The organism is Nonomuraea sp. SYSU D8015 (genome assembly GCF_008065375.1).
Taxonomy (GTDB): domain Bacteria; phylum Actinomycetota; class Actinomycetes; order Streptosporangiales; family Streptosporangiaceae; genus Nonomuraea.
The window spans coordinates 1-21,910 of sequence record NZ_VJYI01000025.1 but is presented as its reverse complement, the minus strand read 5'-3'; the positions used below and the strand labels follow the sequence as shown (position 1 = coordinate 21,910).

The following is a 21,910-nucleotide window of genomic DNA, read 5'->3' as shown; positions in this document are numbered from 1 at the left end:
CGCCTGGTCAGGCCACTCTTTCGAGGTCGTCGTGGGTCACCTGGTGGGCCAGCGGCAGCCCGGTGATCAGCCGCTCCAGTTCGTCCAGCACGGCGGCGCCCATGCGGGACAGCTCGTTGCCGTGTGAGCCCGCGATGTGCGGGGTGAGGAAGGCGTTCGGCAGGTCGAACAGGGGCGAGCTCGCCGGCAGCGGCTCCGGCTCGGTGACGTCCAGGACGGCCGACAGCCGGCCCGACTTGAGCTCGGCGACGAGGGCCTCGGTGTCGACCAGCGATCCCCTGGCCGTGTTGATCAGCACCGCGCCGTCCGCCAGCAGCGCCAGCCGCTCGCGGTCCAGCATGTGCCTGGTCTCCGGGGTGGCCGGGGCGTGCAGGCTGACGATGTCGCTGCGGCGCAGCAACTCCTCCAGCGACACCTGCCGTACGCCCGGCACGCGGGTGTACGGGTCGTAGAGGCACAGGTCGAGGTCGTACGGCGCGAGCAGCTCGATCACCTTGCGCCCGATGCGCGAAGCGCCGACGATGCCCACCTTCCGGCCGTTGTTGCCGATGGACGGCTGGATCTCGGCGAGGGTGAAGGAGCGCTCGCGGCGGTAGCGCTCGTTCAGAGCGAAGACTCCCTTGCCGGCCATCAGGACGGCGGCGACCGTGTACTCCGCCACCGGGACCGCGTTGGCCGCGGCCGCCGAGGAGATCAGCAGGCCGCGCTCCCAGCAGGCGGGCGTGACCAGGGCCTTCACCGAGCCGGCGGCGTGGAGCACGCCCCGCAGGCGCGGCGCCGCGGCCAGGACCGCCTCATCGAGCGGCGGGCAGCCCCAACTGCTGATCAGGATCTCGGTCTCGGCGAGGGCGAGGGCGAGGCGCGGATCGTCGAAGCGCTCGGCGACCAGGGTCACGTCGATGTCGGCCAGCGTGTCCAGCCGCCGCAGCAAGGGCGCGGGGAAGAGCAGAGCGAGGTGTTCCTCGCGCATGGCGAACAGCGCCTTCGGGCGTGGGGACACGGGTGGAGCCTCCATTCATAGACATCGGTTTCTAAAGGTAGGAGCACAACCGTTGCCGGTCAATGGTGCGCCTGCGGTAACCGTGATGATCGACGTTCACGCAGCAGAGGAGGGCTTTCCCTAGGTTGAAGCGCACTCTTGTGTAACGTATCCGTAACGCCGCCTTGTGGTCATTGCCGCTCCGCCGTAGCGTTCGCAGCTACCGGTTTCTATCCAACCTTGAGCGCACCTTCTGCCGCCTCAGACGGGACTTCGGTGATGAGCACGCTACAGACGAGGCAAGAACCTCAGACCAGACCGCCTTCAGCGCCACCCCGGCGCAGACGCCGGACCCGAGGGCCGGCGGCCCGCGCGGCCTGGTCGGTCGGGCTGCTCGCGCTGCCGGCGGTCGTCTACTTCGTGGTCTTCAACTACCTGCCGATGGCCGGCCTGGTGGTGGCGTTCAAGGAGTTCGACGTCAACCTGGGGATCTTCGACAGCCCGTGGAACGGGCTGGAGAACTTCCGCTACTTCCTGGAGTCCGGGGACGCGGCGAGGATCCTGTTCAACACCCTCTTCCTCAACGTCCTGTTCCTGGGCGCGACGCTGGCCGCCGGGATCCTCCTGGCGATCATGCTGAACGAGATCCGCAGCACCTTCTTCAAGCGGGTCTCCCAGTCCGTCGTCTTCTTCCCCTACTTCGTCTCCCCGGTCGTGATCAGCATCATCCTTCAGGTGCTGCTCGCCGGGGCGACCGGCGGGGGAGGGGCGGTCAACGACGCCATGAGCGTCTTCGGCCTGCCCTCGGTGGACTGGTACACCGAGCCGGGGCCGTGGCCGTGGATCCTCACCGTGGTGAAGATCTGGCAGCTCGGCGGCTACCTGAGCGTCATCTTCCTCGCCGCCATCACGGGCATCCCCGAGGAGGTCTACGAGGCCGGCATGATCGACGGCGCCTCGCGCGCCCAGATGGCCTGGCGCATCACCCTCCCGCTGCTGAAGCCCACCGCGGCGGTGCTGCTGGTGCTGGGGGTCGGCCGGATCTTCTACGGCGACTTCGGCACCATCTACGCCATCATCGGCGACAACGGCACCCTGTTCGAGAACACCGACGTCATCGACACCTACGTCTTCCGCGCCCTGCGCCAGCTCGGCGACTTCGGCACCACGGCCGCGATCGGCCTGTTCCAGTCGGTGGTCGGCTTCATCCTCGTGGTGATCGCCGTCATGATCCAGCGCAAGTACTCCAAGGAGACCAGCATCCTATGAGCACCAGAAAGCTGGAACCGTTCACGATCGTCAGCATCATCGGCGTCTCGTTCGCCGTGCTGGCCTGCGCCATCCCCTTCTGGATGATCATCTCAGGGTCGTTCACGAGCGAGACGAAGCTGGCCACGACCGGCTACAGCCTCTTCCCCGACTTCGACTTCACCGCCTACAAGATGATCCTCACGGGTCCGGCGGTGCTCGACGCCTACCTCGCCAGCCTCTTCATCACGGGCGTCGGCACGGCGCTGTCGCTGGCGGTGACCTCGGGGCTGAGCTGGGCGATCGCCCGCCGCCTGCCCGGCATCAGCCGGCCGCTGACCATCTTCTCCTACCTGCCGATGCTGTTCTCCGGCGGCCTGGTGCCCCTCTATCTGCTCGTCACGCAGTACCTCCACCTGCAGAACAGCTACTTCTCGGTCATCCTGCCGCTGCTGGTCATGCCGTTCCTGGTCTTCGTCCAGGTCAGCGCCTTCCGCCAGTTGCCGGAGTCGATCTTCGAATCAGCCAAGATCGACGGTGCGGGCGAGCTGCGCATCTTCTTCACGATCGCGCTGCCGCTGTCCAAGCCGATCCTGGCCGTCGTCGGCCTCTTCTACGCCGTGCACTACTGGAACGACTGGTTCATGGCGCTGTTGTTCATCGACGACCCGCACAAGGCCCCGCTCCCGCTCGTCCTGCAGAACCTGATCTCCAACATCTCGTTCACGCAGATGTTGCCGCAGCTCGCGGAGGCGGCCACCCCCGTCTACCAGCTCCGGCTGGCCCTCACCGCCGTCGCCATCGGCCCGATCCTGCTCGCCTACCCCTTCGCCCAGCGCTACTTCGTCAAGGGCATCACCCTCGGTGCCACCAAGGGCTGAATTCCGCTCCCCCCACCCCTTTATGGAGTTACCGTGTCCAACCCCATGATGTCGCGGCGCGGCCTGCTGGCCGCCGGCGGCGGTCTGTCCCTCGCCGCGCTCCTCGCCGCCTGCGCCGACGACTCCCCCTCGCCCCAGGCCAGCAGCAGCCAGGGCAGCGGCCCGCTCACGATGAGCATGCTGCTGCCCGGCGACGTGCCGGCCGGCTGGGACCCCGTCCTGGCCGAGGTCAACAAGAAGCTCCAGGCCGACCTGGGCTTCACCATCAAGCCGCAGTTCATCCCGTGGACCAGCTACGGCCAGCAGGCGCTGCTGAAGTTCACCGCCGGTGAGAAGTTCGACACCGCGCTGCAGGCACGCTGGCTCAACATGACCCAGCTGGCGGCCAGCGGTTCGATCGTCGAGCTGAGCAGCCTGCTGTCCAGCGGCAAGTACCCCAACCTGACCGCCACCATCGACCCGAAGATCATCGAGCTGAACCGGTGGAGCGGCAAGCTCTACGGCCTGCCCCAGATCAACTCGGTCGCCCGCTTCCACCACTTCAGCATCCGCCAGGACCTCGCCGACAAGCTCGGCATGAGCGACATCACCGACTTCGCGGGCCTGGAGAAGTTCTGGTACGACGTCAAGCAGAAGAACAAGGACATCATCCCGATCGGGATCAGCTCCCGGATGCCCAAGCTGCTGGTGGCGTGGAACCCGGTCGGCTGGCTCAACCCCGCCATGTGGGACAACCCCGCCGTGAGCGTCGCCTCCTTCACCGGCGACTCGCTCAACTTCGTCCTGGCCGCCGACGGCAAGACGACCGGGTCGTCCAACCCGATCCCGTGGTGGGAGGCCCCGGGCATGGTGGACGCGCTGCGCCTGATCCGCAAGTACTACCAGGACGGGCTGATCAACAAGAACGCCCTCACCCTCGACTCTAAGGCGCTCGACTCCCAGTTCAAGGCCGGCCGCGTCGCCACCGGCTGGGCGATGACCGACGGCCTGTCCTCCACGGCGCTGCCCGAGCTGACCAAGAACGTGCCGGGCGCGATGCTCTCGAACGTGATGCCGCTCAAGGGCGGCGAGAACGCCAAGCCCTACCAGACCTTCCAGAGCGACAACTTCGTCGTCCTCAACGCCAAGGGCCAGAGCAACGAGAAGGCCATGCAGCTGCAGGACTGGGTGTCCATCAAGGAGAACCACGACCTGCTCAACTACGGCATCCCCGGCAAGGACTGGAACGCCATCGGCGAGGACAAGTACGAGAAGCTGTCCACCTACACCTTCCCCGGCTTCGCCCTCGCGTGGCGGGCCAAGCTCGAGCGCCGGATCAAGGACATGACCGAGTCCGAGACCAAGTGGTTCGACTGGGCTCAGAACATTGACAACTTCACCGTCGACCCGTACGCCAGCTTCGTCCCCGACCCCGAGCCGGTGAAGCGGGAGAACACCCAGGTGACCGCGGCCATGACGCAGTTCGCCAACCCGCTGTTCATCGGCGCGGTGGACGTCGACCAGGGCCTCGACAAGCTGAAGAAGGCGCTGGACCGGGCCGGCCTGGCCAAGCTCCAGGCGGAGATGGCCAAGCAGGCCGACGCCTACCTCAAGGGCCAGTAGGACACGAGCACGCCGGGGCAGCGGCTCGGCCGCCTTACGGGGGATCTCACACCGAGAAAGGAAACACCTCCCATGAAGCATGAGCTGTCCCGGCGTGCCGTTTTACGGGCGACCGGCGCCGGAGTCGCGGTCGCCGCGAGCGGGAACTGGCTGGCCGGCCCCGCGTCGGCCGCCACGACCGGCGCCGGCCGCCGGCCGCTGGATGTGGTGGTCTTCGGCGACGCGGCGTCGGAGGCCGCCCACGCGGTGACCCCGACCGGGTCGGACGTGGTGGCGGGGGCGCTCGGCCAGAGCGCCCGCGTGCTCAACCCCCAGACGCCGGCGAGCGCCTGGGGCGGCACCGTCGCCTGCACGGTCAAGTGCGCGCCCAAGGGCACCACGTACGTGACCATCAAGCTCTGGGGCGGCGACCGCGCCCCGACCGAGGCCGACCAGTCCCGGCTGCAGCTCTTCTGCGAGGGCGAGCAGGTCGGCCACTACCACCTGGGCGCGGTCGACCCGCTCGACATCCTCAGCCTGGACGCCCACTCGCCGGGCCGCTTCCACTACCACACCCTGCCGCTGCCCGAGGCGATGACCAAGGACAAGGAGCAGGTCACGCTGGAGATCCGGGGCATGGGCCGGGTCTGGGGGTACGGGCAGAACGCCGCGGAGTTCTACCGCACGCTGAACCGGCCGACCCGCCCCTTCTACCGGATCTACACGCACCAGGAGCCGTACTTCCCGGGAGACGACATCCAGGGCCCCGCGCCCGAGGTGGCCTCCCGGCCCGCGCCGGGCCCCGAGGTCCTGGACAAGATCAAGGCCAGGGTGCTCAACGAGCACCGCAACTGGCTGGGCGGCAACGCCGCGTCGATGGACTCCTGGGCCTACCTGAGTCTGGCCGAGGGCTACTTCTACCCGGACAGCCCCGCCTACCGGAACCCGGACGCCATCGACCAGGTGCTGGGCGCCATCGACGCCCGCTACACCAGGTGGCTCAAGGACCCCACCGTGCTCACCGCCTCGGACCAGCAGTGGGAGGGCTTCGGCAAGGTCGGGCACGTGCTGGTCCTGCTCAAGGACGTCCTGGGCGACCGGCTGGAGCGGCGGATCGGGGCCAGGACCGTCGGCGCGCCCAACCCCGGCTTCGAGCGCGGCGGCACCGCGCCCGCCTCCTGGACCACCGCCCGATGGGCCGGCACGGCCACCTGGCTCTGGGACGACACCGTCAAGCGCGGCGGCCTCCGCTCGGTCAAGATCGTCGCCGACGCGGGCGCGGCGGCCGGGTGGAGCACCTCGCAGAACCGCACGCTGATCGGCCAGGGCAGGCACCGCTACAGCGTCTGGGTCAAGACCGAGAGCGTCGTCGCCCCCGGCGCCTACCTCGACGTGCTCTTCTACGACTCCGCCGGGAAGATCGTCGGCACCGACAACAAGTTCTACGCGCCCACCGGCACGCGGGACTGGACGCAGATCACGGCCGAGCTCACCACCCCGGCCACCGCCACCGAGCTCCGGCTGGACGTGCGGGTCCAGGGCGGCGGCACCGCCTGGTTCGACGACGTCGAGGTCACCCCGCTGGACGGCGCCACCGAGCCCGACCAGGGGGACCTGCCGGTCCGGCGGGAGGCGTACACGAAGATGATGGCCGAGTCCGTCTCCTACTGGCGGCAGCACATGCCGCACTACAGCAACCAGGTGCAGATCTGTGCGCTCGGCATCTACCGCTGCAACCGCGGCCTGATGCTGATAAATCCAGACAAAGCGCCGTTGACCGAGGAGAAGGCCCGCGACTACATCCACCAGGCCGTCGGGCTCAAGCCCTTCGTCGGCAGGGAGGACGCCTCCGGCACCCCCAGCAAGCCGCTGGGCGAGCACTTCTACCAGACCACCAGGAAGGGGCTGACCAAGGAACTCGGCTACGTCGGCAGCTACGGCGAGGTCACCTGCTGGCTCGTGCAGCTGTACGAGGCGGTCACCCGCTTCGACGGCGTCAAGGACCCCGAGCTCGAGGCCCAGCTGGTCAAGATGATCAATGCGCGGGCCGTCTTCCGCTACCCCGACGTCGACAACGACGGCTACCGCACCATGCGCCTGGAGGCGGCGGTCGGCTGGCGGGACGACCACTATCCCGGCATCGTCACCTACGCCCAGCGGGTGGACTGGGACGGCCACCCGCTCATGGCCTCCGGCGTCTTCTCCGACCCCGCCATCGTCGGCCGAGGCCGGCGCATGGTGGCGGACAACCAGTTCTTCGGCAGCCTCGACCTCCTGCAGAACCACACCTGGTCGCGGGTCGGGGTGGTCGCCCTGCGGCTGCTCGCACGGGACTGGCCCGCCTTCAGCGCGCGTGCGGGCGAGCCCCACGGGTTCCCGATGGACTGGGACGCGCCCGGCTTCGTCTTCTCCGACGAGGAGAACGGCGTCGTCGCGATCAAGAACGGGAAGGAGATCCTCTTCGCCTCGCTCTACTGGAGGGCCCGGCAGGCCGTCAACAACCTGGCCAGGGTCCACCACATCACCCCCGACACCCACCGGGTCGCCACCCTCCGCCAGCAGAGCTCCGTCACCCCGACCGGCGACACCTGGACCGAGCAGGACTGGGTCTGCTTCAACTTCGCCATCAACGACCCGGCCGCCTCGCACATCCCACCCGGCGGCTTCCCACCGCCCGGACCGGAGCTGCACCAGGCGTTCGCCGGGGAGGTGCTCAAGGTCGCGCCACACCCCGCCGACGTGCCCGACCCGGCGCTCGGCGTGGACTTCCCCGGCGTCGAGACGCTGTTCGTCGGCAAGGCGCAGTTCTACCGGTGCGCGTACGGGCGGTATCTGATCGGCATGAACACCGACGCCGAGCGCTCCCGTCGCCTCTACACCACGGGCCCCGGCCGCGCCCGCGACCTCGTCACCGGGCAGGAGATCCGGCTCGGCGGCTTGGTCGAGGTCAAGCCCCTCAGCACCGTGGTCCTCCACCTCCTGGAGGACTGACCAGGGGACGAGCTCAAGGCCCTGCGCCGCGCCGGATGCCGCACCGCCGCCGTCGAGAAGATGCACCTGCCGCCGGCCGACCTGGACGTCGGCTACGTCACCATGGACCTGGCCGACAGGACGGCCTCGGCCGCTACGAGGACGACCACCTCGTGAGCTGGCCGAGGCCGGGTTGACGCCGGTGACCGGCCTCGTCGACCAGGAGCAGGAGTTCCGGGCCGGCGCGCGGCGCCTTTCGCGTGGCCCGCGGTTCGTGTCAACGGTTTCTATGCCATGCCACATGGCAAAGGTGGACTGGTCCGGTGAAAGGGCGGGTCGGCGGCTCCAGGTCGCGGCGAGCGCCGAGACCGCGGGGGAGCGCCGTCGTCTGGAGCGTGCCATATGGGCGCTGGCATGCGGAAATGTAGGCATTCCAGTGCCGCATCCGTCGGTTTCGCGTTTTGTAACGCTGGTATAACGAGGGCTTGTGGTGGTCAGGGAGTGGATCTAGCCTCTAGGCACCGGTTTCTATCACACGGGCCGATGGTGCCCCGTGCAGCCCCTCACCCCTCGAATCCGGCCATCGAGAGCCCTTCTCTCCGCCTTGGCCGATCCCTGGAGAACCAAGCGATGCGAAACGCCTTATAAGGCCACCTGAGCTCCCGGGTGTGCGGCGGCTTTCACCTAGCACACACCCGCCGCACACCCGGGTCCCCAACCAGAGGAGAGGTATGGCATGACATCCCCCCACCTGCTCAGCCGCAGAAACCTCCTCAAAACAGGACTCGCCGCCGGCGTCGGCGCGGCCGTGCTCTCCAGAACCGGCACCGCGCTGGCGGCCGTCCACCCCGGCCTCCTGCACACCCAGGCCGACTTCGACCGGATGCGTTCCATGGTCAACGCCGGAGCGCAGCCGTGGAAGGCGGGCTGGGACCGGCTGGTCGCCAACCCCCACTCCCAGAGCGCCTGGACGCCCCGCCCCACCGCGACGATCATCCGGGGCGGCGACGGCCAGAACTATCCCCAGCTCTACAACGACATCCACGCCGCCTACCAGAACGCGTTGCGCTGGAAGGTCAGCGGCAGCACCGCGCACGGCGACAAGGCCCGCGACATCCTCAACGCCTGGTCGAACACGCTCACCACGGTCACCGGCAACGCCGACCGCTTCCTGGCCGCGGGAATCTACGGCTACCAGTTCGCCAACGTGGGCGAGATCATGCGGGGTTACGGCGGCTTCGACCTGGCCAGGTTCCAGCGGATGATGCTGAACGTCTTCTACCCGCTCAACGACTCCTTCCTGCGCAACCACAACGACGCCTGCATCACCAACTACTGGGCCAACTGGGATCTGTGCACCATGAACTCGATCCTGGCCATCGGGGTCCTCTGCGACCGCCAGGACCTGATCGACCGGGCCGTCGACTACTTCAAGAACGGGGCGGGCAACGGCTCGATCATGCACGCCATCCCGTTCCTGCACAGCGGCGGGCTGGCCCAGTGGCAGGAGAGCGGCCGCGACCAGGGCCACACCATGATGGGCGTCGGCCAGATGGGCGCCTTCTGCGAGATGGCCTGGAACCAGGGCATCGACCTGTACGGGTACGCCGACAACCGGTTCATGAAGGCGTGCGAGTACATCGCCACGTACAACCTCGGCGAGGACGTCCCGTTCACCCCCTACACCTGGGGCACCGGCCAGAACTGCGCCCAGCAGACCCACACCGTGATCTCCGCGGCCGGCCGGGGCCAGGTGCGGCCCGTCTGGGAGACGGTCTACCACCACTACGCCATCAGGCGCGGCCTGCCCATGCCGAACTCCGCCGCATTCGTCGCCCAGATCCGGCCGGAAGGCGGCGGCGGGGATTACGGCACCACCAGCGGCGGCTTCGACCAGCTCGGCTTCGGCACCCTCACCTGCACCCGCTCCCCGGGCACGGCCGGTCTGCCCACCGGGGGCGCCCGATCGCTCCAGTCGGTGAACTTCTCCACCCGCTACATCAGGCACCAGAACCACCTCGGCTACCTGCACGAGGTCACCGCCGCCAGCGACGCGCAGACCAGGCAGGACGCCACCTTCACCATCGTCCCCGGCCTGGCCGCCCCGAACGGCTACTCCTTCCGCGCCGCCAACGGCCAGTACCTGCGTCACTCCGACTACCGGGTCCGCCTGGCCGCCGACGACGGCACGGCCACCTTCAAGGCCGACGCCACCTTCTACGCCCACCCGGGCACGGCGAGCGGCACGGTCCGCCTCGAGGCGTCCAACTTCCCCGGCCGCTACCTCCGCCACCGCAACTATGAGCTGTGGGTGGACGCCTACGACGGCACCGCCCTGTTCCGCGACGACAGCTCCTTCAGAGCGGCCACCGCCTGGGCGTGACGCCACCCCCGGGCGGCACCACGTCCCCGCGAGCCGAGGCCACCCGGAAACCGAAACCGAACCTGCACCGGCCTCGGCCCGCGCCCAGCCCCGCCCCATGCCGTGCCCGCCCCATGCCGTGCCCGCCCCATGCCGTGCCCGCCCCATGCCGTGCCCGCCCCATGCCGTGCCCGCCCCATGCCGTGCCCGGCGGCCTGGAGGCGGTGGGTTCGGTGGTGGCGGGCCGGAGCCGGTCGTGTGGTCGGCGTGGTGGCCGCGCCGAGGGGCGTGTGGCGCGGCCGGTGCGCGGTCACCGTCTCAGGCACGCAGCCCGTCCGCCGCGGGCCGTGACGCGTCCGGGGGCATGGTGATGGCGCGGATCAGGTCCGCGGTGCGGGAGACGGCGGCCGACGGGCTGCGCGCCCCGCGGAGCACGTCCTCGATCATGAGCTGGAGCTGGGCGGACACGAGCGCGTACACAGGGCTCGTCGGACGCAGGACGGCGCCGTCGAGGAGTGCGGCGGTCTGGGAGTGGAAGGCGGACACCGCGGCGGCCGCCTGCAGAGAGGTCCGCCGCGGCGGCAGCTGCCCGGTGATGAGGCACAGCCGCGCCAGGGCGTCGGGAGCCATGGCCGCACGCAGCAGCCGCATGGCGGCCAGGGGACGGCGGGCCTGCCGCGGGATGGCGTAGACCATCCCGCCGCACATGACGGCGGAGCGGCCTTCCGGGCCCCGAGGCATCGGGGCGAAGCCGAACCTGCCGTGCAGCCGGTCGAGCGAGAGCCCTGTCACCTTCGCCAGGACCCCGGCCTGGTAACTCGCCCCGACGCACATCTCGGTCCCGCCCGCGCCCAGCAGCGTGACGGCCTCGTCCTTGCCGTAGTCGACGACGCCGGACGCCAGCACGCCGTCGTCGGCCAGCTCGCGGAGCAGGCGCATGGTGTCCACGGCCGCCGGGCTGTCCAGGACCACCTCGCCCTCCTGGTCCAGGACCAGGGCGCCGTTGGCGGCGAGCAGCCCGGTCAGCGCATACGTGGTCTCTTCTCCTGCCCCGCGTCCCCCCGGCATCACCAGGGCGGTACCCCCTCCGGCCAGCAGCCGGCCGGTGGCACGCAGCTCCTCCCACGTCCCGGGCGGCCGGAGCCCGAGACGTTCGAACGTGTCACGCCGGTACCACAGCCCCGTGACGTCGGCCGGCGCCTGCACCGCCAGCGTGTGCCCGCCTAACCGGTGGGAGAAGGGTGGCAGCAGGTCGCGGGTGTACTCGTTGGCCAGCCAGCCGTCGGCGTCGAGCTCCTCCAGCGGGGTCAGGAAGCCCGCCCTGGCGAACTCGGCCACCCAGACGGAGTCGAGGACGGCCAGGTCGGGGCCGCGCCCTTCGGCGATGGCCCGCAGGAAGGCCGCGTGGAGCTCGTCGAACCGCACCGTGCGGATCCGCGGCCGGGCGGCCGCGCCGGCCGCCGCCGTCCGCAAGTGGTCGACGCTGACCGTGCCGGTCGCCAGGACGGTCAGCTCGGACGTCTCCTGCTCCTCCTCCGCCGGAGCCGCCCCGCAGGCCCACGCGGGGTTGACGAACGTGCCGCGTCGCCGCTGCCGCAGGACGATCCCCTCCTGGGCCAGCTCGGTCAGCGCCCTGGCCACCGGGGTGCGGCTCAGCCCGAACTCCTCACACAGCTCCTGCTCGGTGGGGATCCTGCCGTCCGGGCCGAAGCGCCCCGCCCGGATGTCCGCTACCAGACGTGCCTTGAGCTGCTCGTACAGCGGAGGCGGCTGACTGGGCGACATCACGCTCCCTTGGTCGACTCTGTCGATGCCGTTCTTTTGCCATCCTATTTGCCACTATTGACACTATGCATCTCCCTCAGGTCTAATCACCGAATGTCATGACAACAGGTGAAAGGTAGATCCTGTGAGTGGACCAGGGCACCAGCTCGCGGCGCGGGCCATGGCGTGGATGGACTCGCTGTGGGACCCCGAAGTGCGGCTCCTGCGCTACCCCGCGATCTCCCTCGCCAGGTCCTCACACGCCTGGCGGACCCATGGCGTCAGGGAGACCTCCTGGTACGCGCTCGGCCTGCTCATGAGGGCCGACACCGAGCGGGCCGCCGAGGCCCTGGCGTCGGTCCTGACGCACCAGTACATGGCGCCGGGGACGCCGTACGACGGAACCTGGCGGCGCTCGCCCCAGGAGCCGCAGCCCCCCGCCGACCCGGTCCTGTGGAATGACTACGACCCGAACTGGCGCGAGTTCGTCGGCTGCACGCTCCTGCTCGTCCTGCGCGAGTACGGCGAGAAGCTGCCGGACGACCTGGTCCGGCGGATCACGGGTGCGCTGGCCCTGGCGGCCGGCAGCGCCAGAGAACGCGCGGTGTCGCCGCACTACAGCAACATCGCCCTGATGAGCGCCCATCTCATGCACGAGGTCGGCGTCCGGAGCGGGGATCCCGCGCTGGCCGCGGCCGGCGAGAGCCTGGGACGGCAGGTCTTCGACATCTGGCGGCGGACGCGGACGTTCGCCGAGTTCAACTCGCCCACCTACTACGGAGTGGACCTGTTCGCGCTGGCCCTCTGGCGCGGCAGCGCCTCGCCGGTGCTGCGCGAACTCGGCGACGAGATGGAGGTCGGCCTCTGGACGGAGATCGGCAGGCGCTACCATCCCGGCCTGCGCAACCTGGCGGGTCCGTACGACCGCTCGTACGGCATGGACCTGTCCGGCTACGTGTCCCTGCTCGGCCAGTGGATCGCGCTGGCCGACGGCCTGGAGCGCGCGCCGCTGCCCGCCGGCGACCCCTCGCAGGCGGTCCACGCGCACGACCTGTGCTTCGCCCCCTGCTTCGCCCTGCTCGGCGCCCACCCCAAAGCCGCCGCGCTGCTCGCCCCGGCCCCGGAGGAGCCCCGCTGGGTCAGCACCACTGTCACCGAGTCCCCGAGGCGGATCGCCACGTCGTGGCTCGGGCCGCACCACATGATCGGCGCCCAGGACACCGGCGGCGCCAAGACCGGTGCGGACGATCAGTACCACCCGGTCACCGTGCACTGGCGCGGTGACGACGGCGCGCCGCACTGGCTGCGGGTCATGCCGTCCGCCGGCGTCGACGCCACCGTGACCAAGGACGGCGTGCTCGAGGTCACCGCCGCGGGCGACCTGGAGTTCGAGTCGGACTGCCGGGCCGACGTCGGCGCGGGCCGCTGGCTCCTGCCGGGCCTGTCGGTGACCGTCTCCACCGGCGCCGCCGCCACCCCCGACCCCTTCCGGATCCGCTATCCGGGCCCCCTCCACCTCACCCTCGAGGTCTCGCCGCTCTGAAGGAGATCAGCATGAACCGGCCACTGTCCCGCCCATCTGCCCGCCTTCCTGCTTGAGGTCAGGCCGGCGCGCTGGAGAAGCACGGGCTCTACGAGCTGCTCCGGGCGGCCGGCATCGTCGCCCTCCGACGACAGTGGAACGCCCGTGGAGTACGGCACGCACATCTACGCCGCGGCCCGCTACAGCTTCCAGATGAACCTGCTCATGGCTGATCGATGCAGAGATGAACGACGAACATGTTGACGCCGCGTTCACCGCGGCGGTCCAGGCTGCCCTGGCCGGCCAGGTCAAGGCGATTCTCAACGAGGGCGATGGCGGGGGTCACCTGCAACACCGCCGGCTGGCCGAGCGGATCCTGGCCCTCGTCGCGTACGGGCGGGACGGCCGGCTGCTCGATCACGCGGCCCGGCTCGCCGCCCGGCTGCGCGAGCTACAGGGCCCCGGCGGGTTGTTCACCGGCGGCGACAACGTCGACTCCCCGCCGGACTCCGCGTTCAGCGTCAACGATCTGGCCGACGCCCTGCGGCTGCTGCGGCGCGACCCTCCCGGCGCTGCCGGGCACAGGCTGGCGGACCTGCTCGACGACCTGCTGACGGCGGTCACCCCGGCCTTGGCGCGGGGCGGAGTGCACACTCCCAACCACCGCTGGGAGATCTCGGCCGCCCTGGCCAGGCTGCACCGGCTCGCGCCCGATCGGGCGCTGGCGGAACGGGTCGGCCAGTGGCTGGCCGAGGGAGTCGACATCGACGACGACGGGCTCTACTCCGAACGCAGCGCCAACTACGCCGCGTACGTGTCGAACCCGTCGCTGCTCGTCATCGCCGAGGTGTTCGACCGTCCCGACCTGGTCGACGCCGTCGAACGGAACCTGGACGCCACGCTCGATCTGCTGCTGCCGGACGGGTCGGTCGAGACGGTGCTGTCGCGCCGCCAGGACCAGCGGCAGCCGCTGCCCCTGGCGCCCTACCTGCTCCCGCTGCGCCGGATCGCGCTGCTGCGCGGCCGGGGCGACCTCGCCTGGGCGGCCGGGCTCGCGTTGTCCCAGGGGGTCGTCACACCGGCGCGCGCGGCCACGGAACTGATCCTCGACCCCGGCATCGGGCGGGAACTGCCGGAACCCGTCCCGCCCCGGAGACCGCGGCAACGCGTCTTCGGCGCCGCGGGACTGCTCGTCGACCATCGGCCCGCGACGACGACCGTGGTCTTCGGCGGTTCCGACTATCCGCGCCACAGACGCATCCGTTCCGGGCTGGCGAACTCCCCGACGTTTCTACGCCTGTTCGCCGGGGCGGCCGTCCTGGGGGACGTGCGTCTGTCGCGTGTCTTCTTCGGCCTGGGGCCGTTCCGCGCCGCCCGATTGCTGGTCGAGCGCGATCAGGAGGGCACGACCGCGACGCTCACGGAATCCGTGTCGGCCTCCTACTACCAGCCGATGACGGATCAGAACCGCGACGCGCGCGGCCACTACGGGCTGGTGGACGATGGCCGGTTCAGCTCGGCGATGGACTTCGACCTGCGCACGCGGGACGAGGTGACGCTGACCACCGCCGTCCACGTCGACATCACGGACACCGGGGCCGAGCTGACCGTCGACCTGGCGGGCCCGGCCGTGGACTGGGCGCTGGAGCTGGCCTTCCGGCCCGGCGGGCGGATGACGGGCGCCATGGCCCTGGACGAGCACGCCTGGCAGCTCGACCCGGGCGAGCCCGCGGTCTACCGCGTCGGCGACGACTCGATCACGGTCACGGTGCCCGCCATGTCGATGGCCGCTTCCCATTCGGCTCCCGGCTACGAGCCCGGCGAGGAGTACCGGTTCCTCGGAGGCACCGACGCCGTGTCGGGAGAGCGGCTTTACGTCGCCGGAAGGGTCCCGGGAAGGTTGCGTTTACGTCTCGCAGCCACCCATCACTCGGGATAAAACCGCAGCTCATGTAATTTGTCCTGATGTATGTATGTCAGAAGATCTTAAAGGACTTACATACTGACTATTGACCCGGCAAACGCTTTCCAGTTACCGTCCCACGCCACAGGCAGACAACGTTCAAGGAGACGCCATGACGACTTCTGCGACAGCCCGGAGACGACTCATGCGCTGGCGTTGGCTGCCAGTGACCGTCGCCGCGGCGATCGCCCTCACCGCGTGCGGTTCGAGCTCCGGCGGGGACTCGGGCGGGGGCTCCGGCGCCAAGAGCATCACCTTCTGGCTCTCGGCGAGCGCGGCCCAGGCGCAGGGCTACCACGACCTGGCCAAGGAGTTCGAAGCCAAGGAGGGCGTCAAGGTCGAGATCGTCAACGTCCCCTACGACGGCTACCAGGACAAGCTGCGCCAGGCGGCGCAGGCCAACTCCCTGCCCGACGCGGCCAGCGTGCCCTCGCTCGACCCCATCTGGATCAACCAGCTCCAGGACCTCGCCGCGACGGCGAACGCCCCGGCCAACAAGATCAACAAAGACCTGCTCACCGTCCAGGACGGCAAGGTGCTCTGCATCCCCTCCGACCTGACGGCTGCCGGACTGTTCGTCAACAAGACCCTGTTCGAGAAGGCCAAGGTCAAGATTCCGGCCGACCCGAGCCAGACCTGGACCTGGGACGAGTTCCTGGCCGCCGCCAAGAAGGTCCGCACCGCCACGGGCGCCAAGTACGACCTGGTCTACGACCAGTCCCCCGCGCGCATCAGGGCCTTCATCTACGGCCACGGCGGCAAGGGCTTCCAGCTCGGCGCGGACAACAAGTACGCCACCCCCGACGACGCCACCGTGCAGGCGCTGTCGAAGTTCGCCTCGCTGAACGACGACAAGGTCATGCCGAAGTCCGTCTGGGGCGCGGGCGCCGACCCGAACGCCCTGTTCAAGAGCGGCCAGGTCGTCGCGTACTTCTCCGGCGTCTGGCAGGTGGCGGACTTCGCGGAGAGCATCACGAGCTTCGACTGGGCCAGCGCGCCGACGCCGGGCCCCGTCCACGCCACCGACATCAACCTCGGCGGCAAGGTGGTCGCCTTCAACAACGGCGACAAGGCCGAGCCCGCCAAGAAGTGGGTGGACTACGTCTTCCAGCCCGCGAACTACACGAAGCTCGCGCAGATCAACGGCTACCTGCCGGTGGAGTCCGGTCTCACGCTGAACTACCCGTTCAAGAACCAGGCGGCCCTGGACGCGTTCCAGCTCTACCTCAAGGAGCTCGAGCTGGCGGACCCGATCTCCTCCTCAGGACACCAGAACGGGACGAAGCTCCTGCTCGCCGGCAAGGCCCTCCAGGACGACCCGACCAAGGACGAGATGGCCAAGCTGATCAACGGTCAGCAGGACATCAAGCAGACCGTCGACAACATCGTGTCGGGACTCAACCAGCAGATCGGCTGATCGTCCGGCCCGCCGGCACTTTTCCCGCGCCGGCGGGCCGAGCGCTGAAGAACGCGGAAGAAGGAGGAGAGCGCAATGGCGGAGAGTGTGCCGCAATCGGCGGGGCGCGCCAACGAGACGCCGGCCCGGACCGCATCGCGGCGGTGGTCCCGCCGACGGACCCGGCGGCATGACCGCTACACCCTGGCGCCCCTGCTGCTCATCTCGTCCAACCTCGCCCTGTTCCTGCTCTTCTTCGTCTGGCCGGCCGTCATCGGCCTGGGATACTCCTTCACCAGCTACACGGGCGTCGGCTCGGCGCCGTTCGTGGGCCTGGACAACTACCAGCGGCTGCTGAACGACGAGGCGTTCTACGCGGCGCTGGTCCGTACCCTGATCTTCACGGCGGCCGTCGTCCCGCTGACGTACGTCGCCTCGCTGAGCGCGGCCGTGCTGCTCGTCAGCCCGTACAGCCGTGGCAAGCCGGTCGCGCGGGTGATCTTCTTCGTGCCCTGGCTCATCTCCCCGATCATCGCCGGTGTCATCTGGCGCTGGATCTTCGGTGAGAACTTCGGGCTCGTCAACTACGTCATCATCGCGCTCGGCGGCGAGGCGGTGCCGTGGCAGTCCAACGCGAACCTGTCCCTGATCATCGTGATCATCGCCGCGGCCTGGGGCAGCACCGCGGTCAACATGCTGATGTTCGTCGCGGCCATCAAGAACGTGCCGACCGCGTACTACGAAGCCGCGTCCCTGGACGGCGCGGGCTCGTGGGCCAAGTTCCGCCACATCACGCTGCCCTCGATCGCGCCCACGTCCTTCATCGTGATCCTGCTCACCACCCTGCACTCGATGAAGGAGTACGCGCTCATCCAGGCGGTCAACGCCGGAGGTCCGGGCACCGAAAACAACCTGCTCATCCAGTACATCTTCACGACCGGCTTCCGCCGCGCCCAGATCGGCTACGCGAGCGCGGCGTCCTTCGTGCTCATGCTGCTTCTGATGATCATCGCTATCGCGCAGTTGGTCATCAACCGCCGGAAGGACTCCTGAGATGGACAACCTGCTGCCGAAGAAGGTCTGGGCGACGGCGGCCCTGTGGTTCATGGTCGCCCTGTACGGCATTCCCGTCCTGTGGTTCCTGCTCAGCTCCTTCAAACCGGCGGGAGAGCTGTTCTCCTATCCGCTGACCATCTTCCCGAAGCAGCCGACCATCTCCGGCTTCACCGAGGCCTGGACGAGCTTCGACTTCAGCCGCTACTTCGGCAACACCCTCATCGTGGCCGTGTCCGCGACCCTCATCACCATCGTGACAAGCGCCACCTGCGGGTACGCCCTGGCGAAATACAGCAACTGGTGGCTGCGGGCGTTCACCATCTGCATCCTGGCCACCACGATGCTGCCGGGCGAGGTCATCCTCTCTCCTCTGTTCCTCATCGTCCGCGATCTGGGCCTGTACAACAGTCTCGCCGGCGTGGTGGCCCCCTCGGTGATCACGGCGACGGGCACCTTCCTGTTCCGCCAGTTCTTCCTGAGCGTGCCGCGCGACCTGCTGGACGCGGCCCGCATCGACGGCAGCGGGGAGCTGTCGACCTTCATCCGGATCATGCTCCCGCTCTCCCGGCCGATCATCATGACCCTCGCGATCATGTCGTTCCAGTGGCGGTGGAACGACTACATCTGGCCCCTCGTGGTCCTCAACGACCCGAACGAGTTCACCCTGCAGATCGGCGTCGCGAGTATCGTGGGCGCGGAGAACGTCAACTGGTCGGTGCTGCTCGGGGCGTCGGTCCTGTCCATGATCCCCCTTGTCGTGATCTACCTGATCTTCCAGAAGTACGTGATGAACGCCGACCTCAGCGCGGGCCTGAAGGATTAATGCCGGTCTTCGATCCCGACCGTCAGGAGAAGCGGGGCATGGGCGCTTGATGAGCGGCCTTCTCGACGGGGAACGCGCCCGGTTCCCCGCGGTGCTGCAAGCAATCCGGACGGCCGGATCTGAACCGGGAGGGCGGGACCGACATGGCGAACATGTCCCCCAGGAGCGGCGTGGAGGCGTGCCGTTTCGGCCGCCTTCTGGTCGATCCGCGCCGGCGGCCGTACGGCGGAGGACGCGGCGTGGGCGTACGGTGAGCTGTGGTGGATGCGCGGCTACCTATTCCCGCACACGACGTCCGCAGGGAGTCGCTGGAGCCCAGCCCCACGCGGGCCGTCTGCCCGTACAAGGGCGAGGCCTCCTACCGGTCGCTCCGCCTGGAGGAGGAGCGCCTGGACGACGTCGCCTGGTCCTATCCCGACCCGCCGGAGGACGCGAGTAGGCGGCCGGATACGTGTGCTTCGCGCACGACCGGCTGACGATCGAGGAACTGCCCCGGTGACGGGCTGAGACGAGGTCACCCCGGCCGCCGCGGTGCCGGCTAGGGGGAGGCGATTCCGGCCGCCGCGGTGGTGATGAGGTCGTCCAGCCGCTCGGCCAGTTCGACGTCGAGCGCCGTGACCGCGTCGGCGGAGGCCGTGCGGAGCACGAGCTCGACGGAGTCGCCGCGCCGGATGACCTGCGGCCGGTGTGTTCCCGGCGGCAGCTCGATCCGCTGGATCCGGTGGAGCACCCGGTCCAGGTTGGCTGTCGGCAGCACGACGGTGCGCCGCAGCACCCTGTGATCGCCCGTCCAGTCCGGCAGACCGCGGAGCGCGGCCGCCACCTCCTCGTCCGTCAGCGGGGCGGGCCCTCCGCCCGGGCCCGTCGCGCCGCGCAGCCCGGGCGGCGCGACCAGTGCCCGCAGGTCGTCGGAGAGGTGCAGCTCGTCGATCAGCTCGGGATCCTGATCGGCGATGGCCACGAGCACGGCCTGGGCCCGGACCCGCGCCTGCTCCGGCGGCCGGCGGCCGAGCACGGACACTTCGCGGATGAACTCCGTCTCGTTCCAGTGCCGGGCTTCTCCGGCGATCGGGAAGTCGTCGTGCAGCTCGGCCGGCAGCTCTTCGAGCAAGTGCCGGCGATCGTCCTCCGGGAGGGCGCAGGCCAGCGCCGCGACCGTGGCCTCGGCCGCGGCCCTGGCCGAACCGGCATCCAGGCCCGTCATCTTCGAGACGGTGGCAAGCAGCTCTTTGTAGTGGACGACCATGATTCCCCCCGATGCGTGGGCGACGCTGAGGTGCCCAGCACAGCCGCCCTACCCAGCGGGCCCGGCCTGTCACATCCGGAGCAGGGGGCCTGCTCATGCGCGGACGGGAGTGGGATTGAGCGGGGGTGGGCGGGCGCTTTGTCCCTGTTCAACGCCGTGCGCCCGGCTCATGGAGCCGGGCGCGGTGGCCGCTTCGATCGGCGCGGCGATCGGCCGCGGGCCGGTTGGACGGGATGGTGGTGAGAGGTCAGCCCGCGATGGTGGCGGGCTCGTCGGCGGGGGCGGGCGCGTGGGTGCGCAGGGTGAGCGCGGCCAGCAGGGCGCTGGCGGCGGCGATGGCGGCGGCTCCGACGAAGGCGGCGGAGAAGCCGCTGGTCAGGGCGGGGAGGTTGCCGAGTTGGGCGGCGCCGTTGGCGGTGGCGATGGCGGTCATGGCGGCTAGGCCGAGGGCGGAGCCGATCTGGTAGCTGGTGTTGACGATGCCGGAGGCGAGGCCGCCTTCTTCGGGGCGTGCGGAGGAGATGGCGGTGCCGAGGGTCGGGATGAAGGCCAGCGACATGCCGAGGGCGGCGATGAGGCTGGCGGGCAGGACGTCGGTGGCGAAGCTGCCGTCGGGGCGGATGAATGCCAGCCAGGCCATGCCGGTGGTGAGCAGGATGAGGCCGGTGAGGGTCGTGGTCTTGGGGCCGAAGCGGTTGATGGTGCGGGGGGCCAGGACGATCATGCCGATCATGATGAGGATGGTCATGGGGAGCAGGGCGGCGCCGCTGGGGAAGGCGCTGTAGCCGAGGACTTGCTGCAGGTAGAGGTTGAGGAAGAACCACATCGGGATCCAGGCGCCGCCGAGCAGGAGTTGGGTGAGGTTGGCGGCGGCGAGGTTGGGGGTGCGGAAGATGGACAGTCGCATCAGCGGCTCGCGGCGGTGGGCCTGGATGGCGACGAATCCGGCCAGCAGTGCCGCTGCACCGGCCAGAACCAGCCAGGTGTGCGCGGAGCTCCAGCCGGCCTCCGGCGCGCGCACGATGGCGTAGACGGCGGCGGCCAGTCCGGCGGTGACGGTGAGCGCGCCGGTGATGTCGATGGAGCCGCGCTGGGTGGGGGCGGCGGGCATCAGCGCCCTGTTGGCGAACAGGGCGATGAGGGCGATGGGGATGTTGATGTGGAAGACCCAGGGCCAGCTCAGGTATTCGGTGATCACGCCGCCGAGGAACACCCCGGCGGTGCCGCCGGCGGGGGCGGCGGCGCCGTACAAGGCCATGGCTTTGGTGAGCTCCTTGGGGTCGTGGCCGAACAGCATCATGAGCAGGGTGAGCGCTGACGGGGCGATCAGAGCCGCCCCGGCGCCCTGGATGAGGCGACCGGCCAGCTCGACCCACACCTCGGGGGCGATGCCGGCCGCGAACGAGCCGATGAGCAGGATCAGCCAGCCGGCGCCGAAGAGGCGGCGGGCGCCGAACAGGTCGGACAGGCGGCCGCCGAGCAGGAGGAGCCCGCCGAAGGCGACGACGTAGGCGTTGAAGACCCAGGAGAGGTTTTCCTGGGTGAAGCCGAGGTCTTCCTGGATGCGGGGGAGGGCCACGCCGATGATCGACGTGTCCATGATGACGATGAACTGGGCGGTGGCGATCAGGGCCAGGGCGGTCCAGCGCCGGGGGGATGGTGCGGACATGAGTCTCTCCAGTCAGTAAGCCTTACCCCCGTAGGGTATAGGCGGGTATGCCTGGAGAGATTTATACGGCCAGGGGGTATATGTCAAGCGGCTGTGAGCTGTCTTGAGTACGGTAGGGGGGTATAGTACGTTGAGGCTTCGTTCCTGACGAACATCACTGGAAAGGGTTGATTGACATGGCTACCGCTACCTACACCGTCAAGGGCATGACCTGCGGCCACTGCGTGAGCTCGGTGAAGGAGGAGGTCGGTGAGGTCGCGGGGGTCACCTCGGTGGAGGTGGACCTGGCCAGCGGCCTGCTGACGGTCGGCAGCGACGGGCCGGTCGACGCGGCGGAGATCGTGGCCGCGGTCGAGGAGGCCGGCTATGAGGTGGCGTCTTCGGCATGAACACCGTAACCAGGCTGGGCGCCTATGTCGTGGGGCTGACCGCCGTCTTCGGCGGCGCCCT

Annotated in this window: 16 protein-coding genes; 12 read left to right on the top strand and 4 right to left on the bottom strand. The window is 69.4% G+C overall.

The features are described 5' to 3' along the window. Window positions 1–7: 7 nt before the first annotated feature. Window positions 8–1,000, bottom strand: coding sequence for a hydroxyacid dehydrogenase (locus tag ID574_RS48875; protein WP_223167859.1), 993 nt, complete (start codon window positions 998–1,000; stop codon window positions 8–10). A 258-nt stretch (window positions 1,001–1,258) separates the two neighbouring features. Between ID574_RS48875 and ID574_RS48870 the strand changes: the two genes are divergently transcribed. From ID574_RS48870 to ID574_RS48850, 5 genes are all read left to right on the top strand, one after another. Further along, a complete protein-coding gene (locus ID574_RS48870) occupies window positions 1,259–2,248 on the top strand; it encodes an ABC transporter permease (RefSeq protein ID WP_188195929.1) in 990 nt (329 codons plus the stop codon). Further along, complete coding sequence (locus ID574_RS48865; protein ID WP_188195928.1) at window positions 2,245–3,108, top strand: carbohydrate ABC transporter permease; 864 nt, start codon at window positions 2,245–2,247, stop codon at window positions 3,106–3,108. Before ID574_RS48870 ends, ID574_RS48865 begins: the two co-directional genes overlap by 4 nt. Before the next feature lie 33 nt (window positions 3,109–3,141). Continuing rightward, window positions 3,142–4,710 (top strand): extracellular solute-binding protein, encoded by a 1,569-nt coding sequence (locus ID574_RS48860; RefSeq protein WP_188195927.1) that lies wholly within the window; start codon window positions 3,142–3,144, stop codon window positions 4,708–4,710. A gap of 72 nt (window positions 4,711–4,782) precedes the next feature. Beyond that, complete coding sequence (locus ID574_RS48855) at window positions 4,783–7,680, top strand: carbohydrate binding domain-containing protein (RefSeq protein WP_188195926.1); 2,898 nt, start codon at window positions 4,783–4,785, stop codon at window positions 7,678–7,680. A gap of 715 nt (window positions 7,681–8,395) precedes the next feature. Then, window positions 8,396–10,042, top strand: coding sequence for an AbfB domain-containing protein (locus ID574_RS48850; protein WP_188195925.1), 1,647 nt, complete (start codon window positions 8,396–8,398; stop codon window positions 10,040–10,042). Between the two features lie 297 nt (window positions 10,043–10,339). On the opposite strand, the gene ID574_RS48845 is transcribed toward ID574_RS48850, so the two are convergent. After that, window positions 10,340–11,806: an extracellular solute-binding protein gene (locus ID574_RS48845; protein WP_188195924.1), complete on the bottom strand. Its 1,467-nt coding sequence runs from the start codon at window positions 11,804–11,806 to the stop codon at window positions 10,340–10,342. Window positions 11,807–11,930: 124 nt separating this feature from the next. Here ID574_RS48845 and ID574_RS48840 point away from each other — a divergent pair, with 124 nt between their 5' ends. From ID574_RS48840 to ID574_RS48815, 6 genes are all read left to right on the top strand, one after another. Continuing rightward, on the top strand, window positions 11,931–13,328 hold the full coding sequence (locus tag ID574_RS48840) for a hypothetical protein (RefSeq protein ID WP_188195923.1): 1,398 nt from the start codon (window positions 11,931–11,933) through the stop codon (window positions 13,326–13,328). A gap of 223 nt (window positions 13,329–13,551) precedes the next feature. Beyond that, window positions 13,552–15,246 carry a hypothetical protein gene (locus ID574_RS48835; protein WP_223167858.1) on the top strand — a complete coding sequence of 565 codons (1,695 nt, stop codon included), beginning with the start codon at window positions 13,552–13,554 and terminating at the stop codon, window positions 15,244–15,246. A 136-nt stretch (window positions 15,247–15,382) separates the two neighbouring features. After that, on the top strand, window positions 15,383–16,687 hold the full coding sequence (locus tag ID574_RS48830) for an ABC transporter substrate-binding protein (RefSeq protein ID WP_188195922.1): 1,305 nt from the start codon (window positions 15,383–15,385) through the stop codon (window positions 16,685–16,687). A gap of 75 nt (window positions 16,688–16,762) precedes the next feature. After that, a complete protein-coding gene (locus ID574_RS48825) occupies window positions 16,763–17,719 on the top strand; it encodes a carbohydrate ABC transporter permease (protein ID WP_188195921.1) in 957 nt (318 codons plus the stop codon). 1 nt (window position 17,720) lies between these two features. Continuing rightward, a complete protein-coding gene (locus ID574_RS48820; RefSeq protein WP_188195920.1) occupies window positions 17,721–18,545 on the top strand; it encodes a carbohydrate ABC transporter permease in 825 nt (274 codons plus the stop codon). Window positions 18,546–18,805: 260 nt separating this feature from the next. Continuing rightward, window positions 18,806–19,021, top strand: coding sequence for a DUF427 domain-containing protein (locus ID574_RS48815; protein ID WP_223167857.1), 216 nt, complete (start codon window positions 18,806–18,808; stop codon window positions 19,019–19,021). Window positions 19,022–19,083: 62 nt separating this feature from the next. On the opposite strand, the gene ID574_RS48810 is transcribed toward ID574_RS48815, so the two are convergent. After that, complete coding sequence (locus ID574_RS48810; protein ID WP_223167856.1) at window positions 19,084–19,791, bottom strand: DUF2267 domain-containing protein; 708 nt, start codon at window positions 19,789–19,791, stop codon at window positions 19,084–19,086. Between the two features lie 247 nt (window positions 19,792–20,038). Continuing rightward, complete coding sequence (locus ID574_RS48805) at window positions 20,039–21,460, bottom strand: MFS transporter (protein ID WP_188195917.1); 1,422 nt, start codon at window positions 21,458–21,460, stop codon at window positions 20,039–20,041. Between the two features lie 176 nt (window positions 21,461–21,636). Here ID574_RS48805 and ID574_RS48800 point away from each other — a divergent pair, with 176 nt between their 5' ends. Continuing rightward, on the top strand, window positions 21,637–21,849 hold the full coding sequence (locus ID574_RS48800; RefSeq protein WP_188195916.1) for a heavy-metal-associated domain-containing protein: 213 nt from the start codon (window positions 21,637–21,639) through the stop codon (window positions 21,847–21,849). Window positions 21,850–21,910 lie beyond the last annotated feature (61 nt).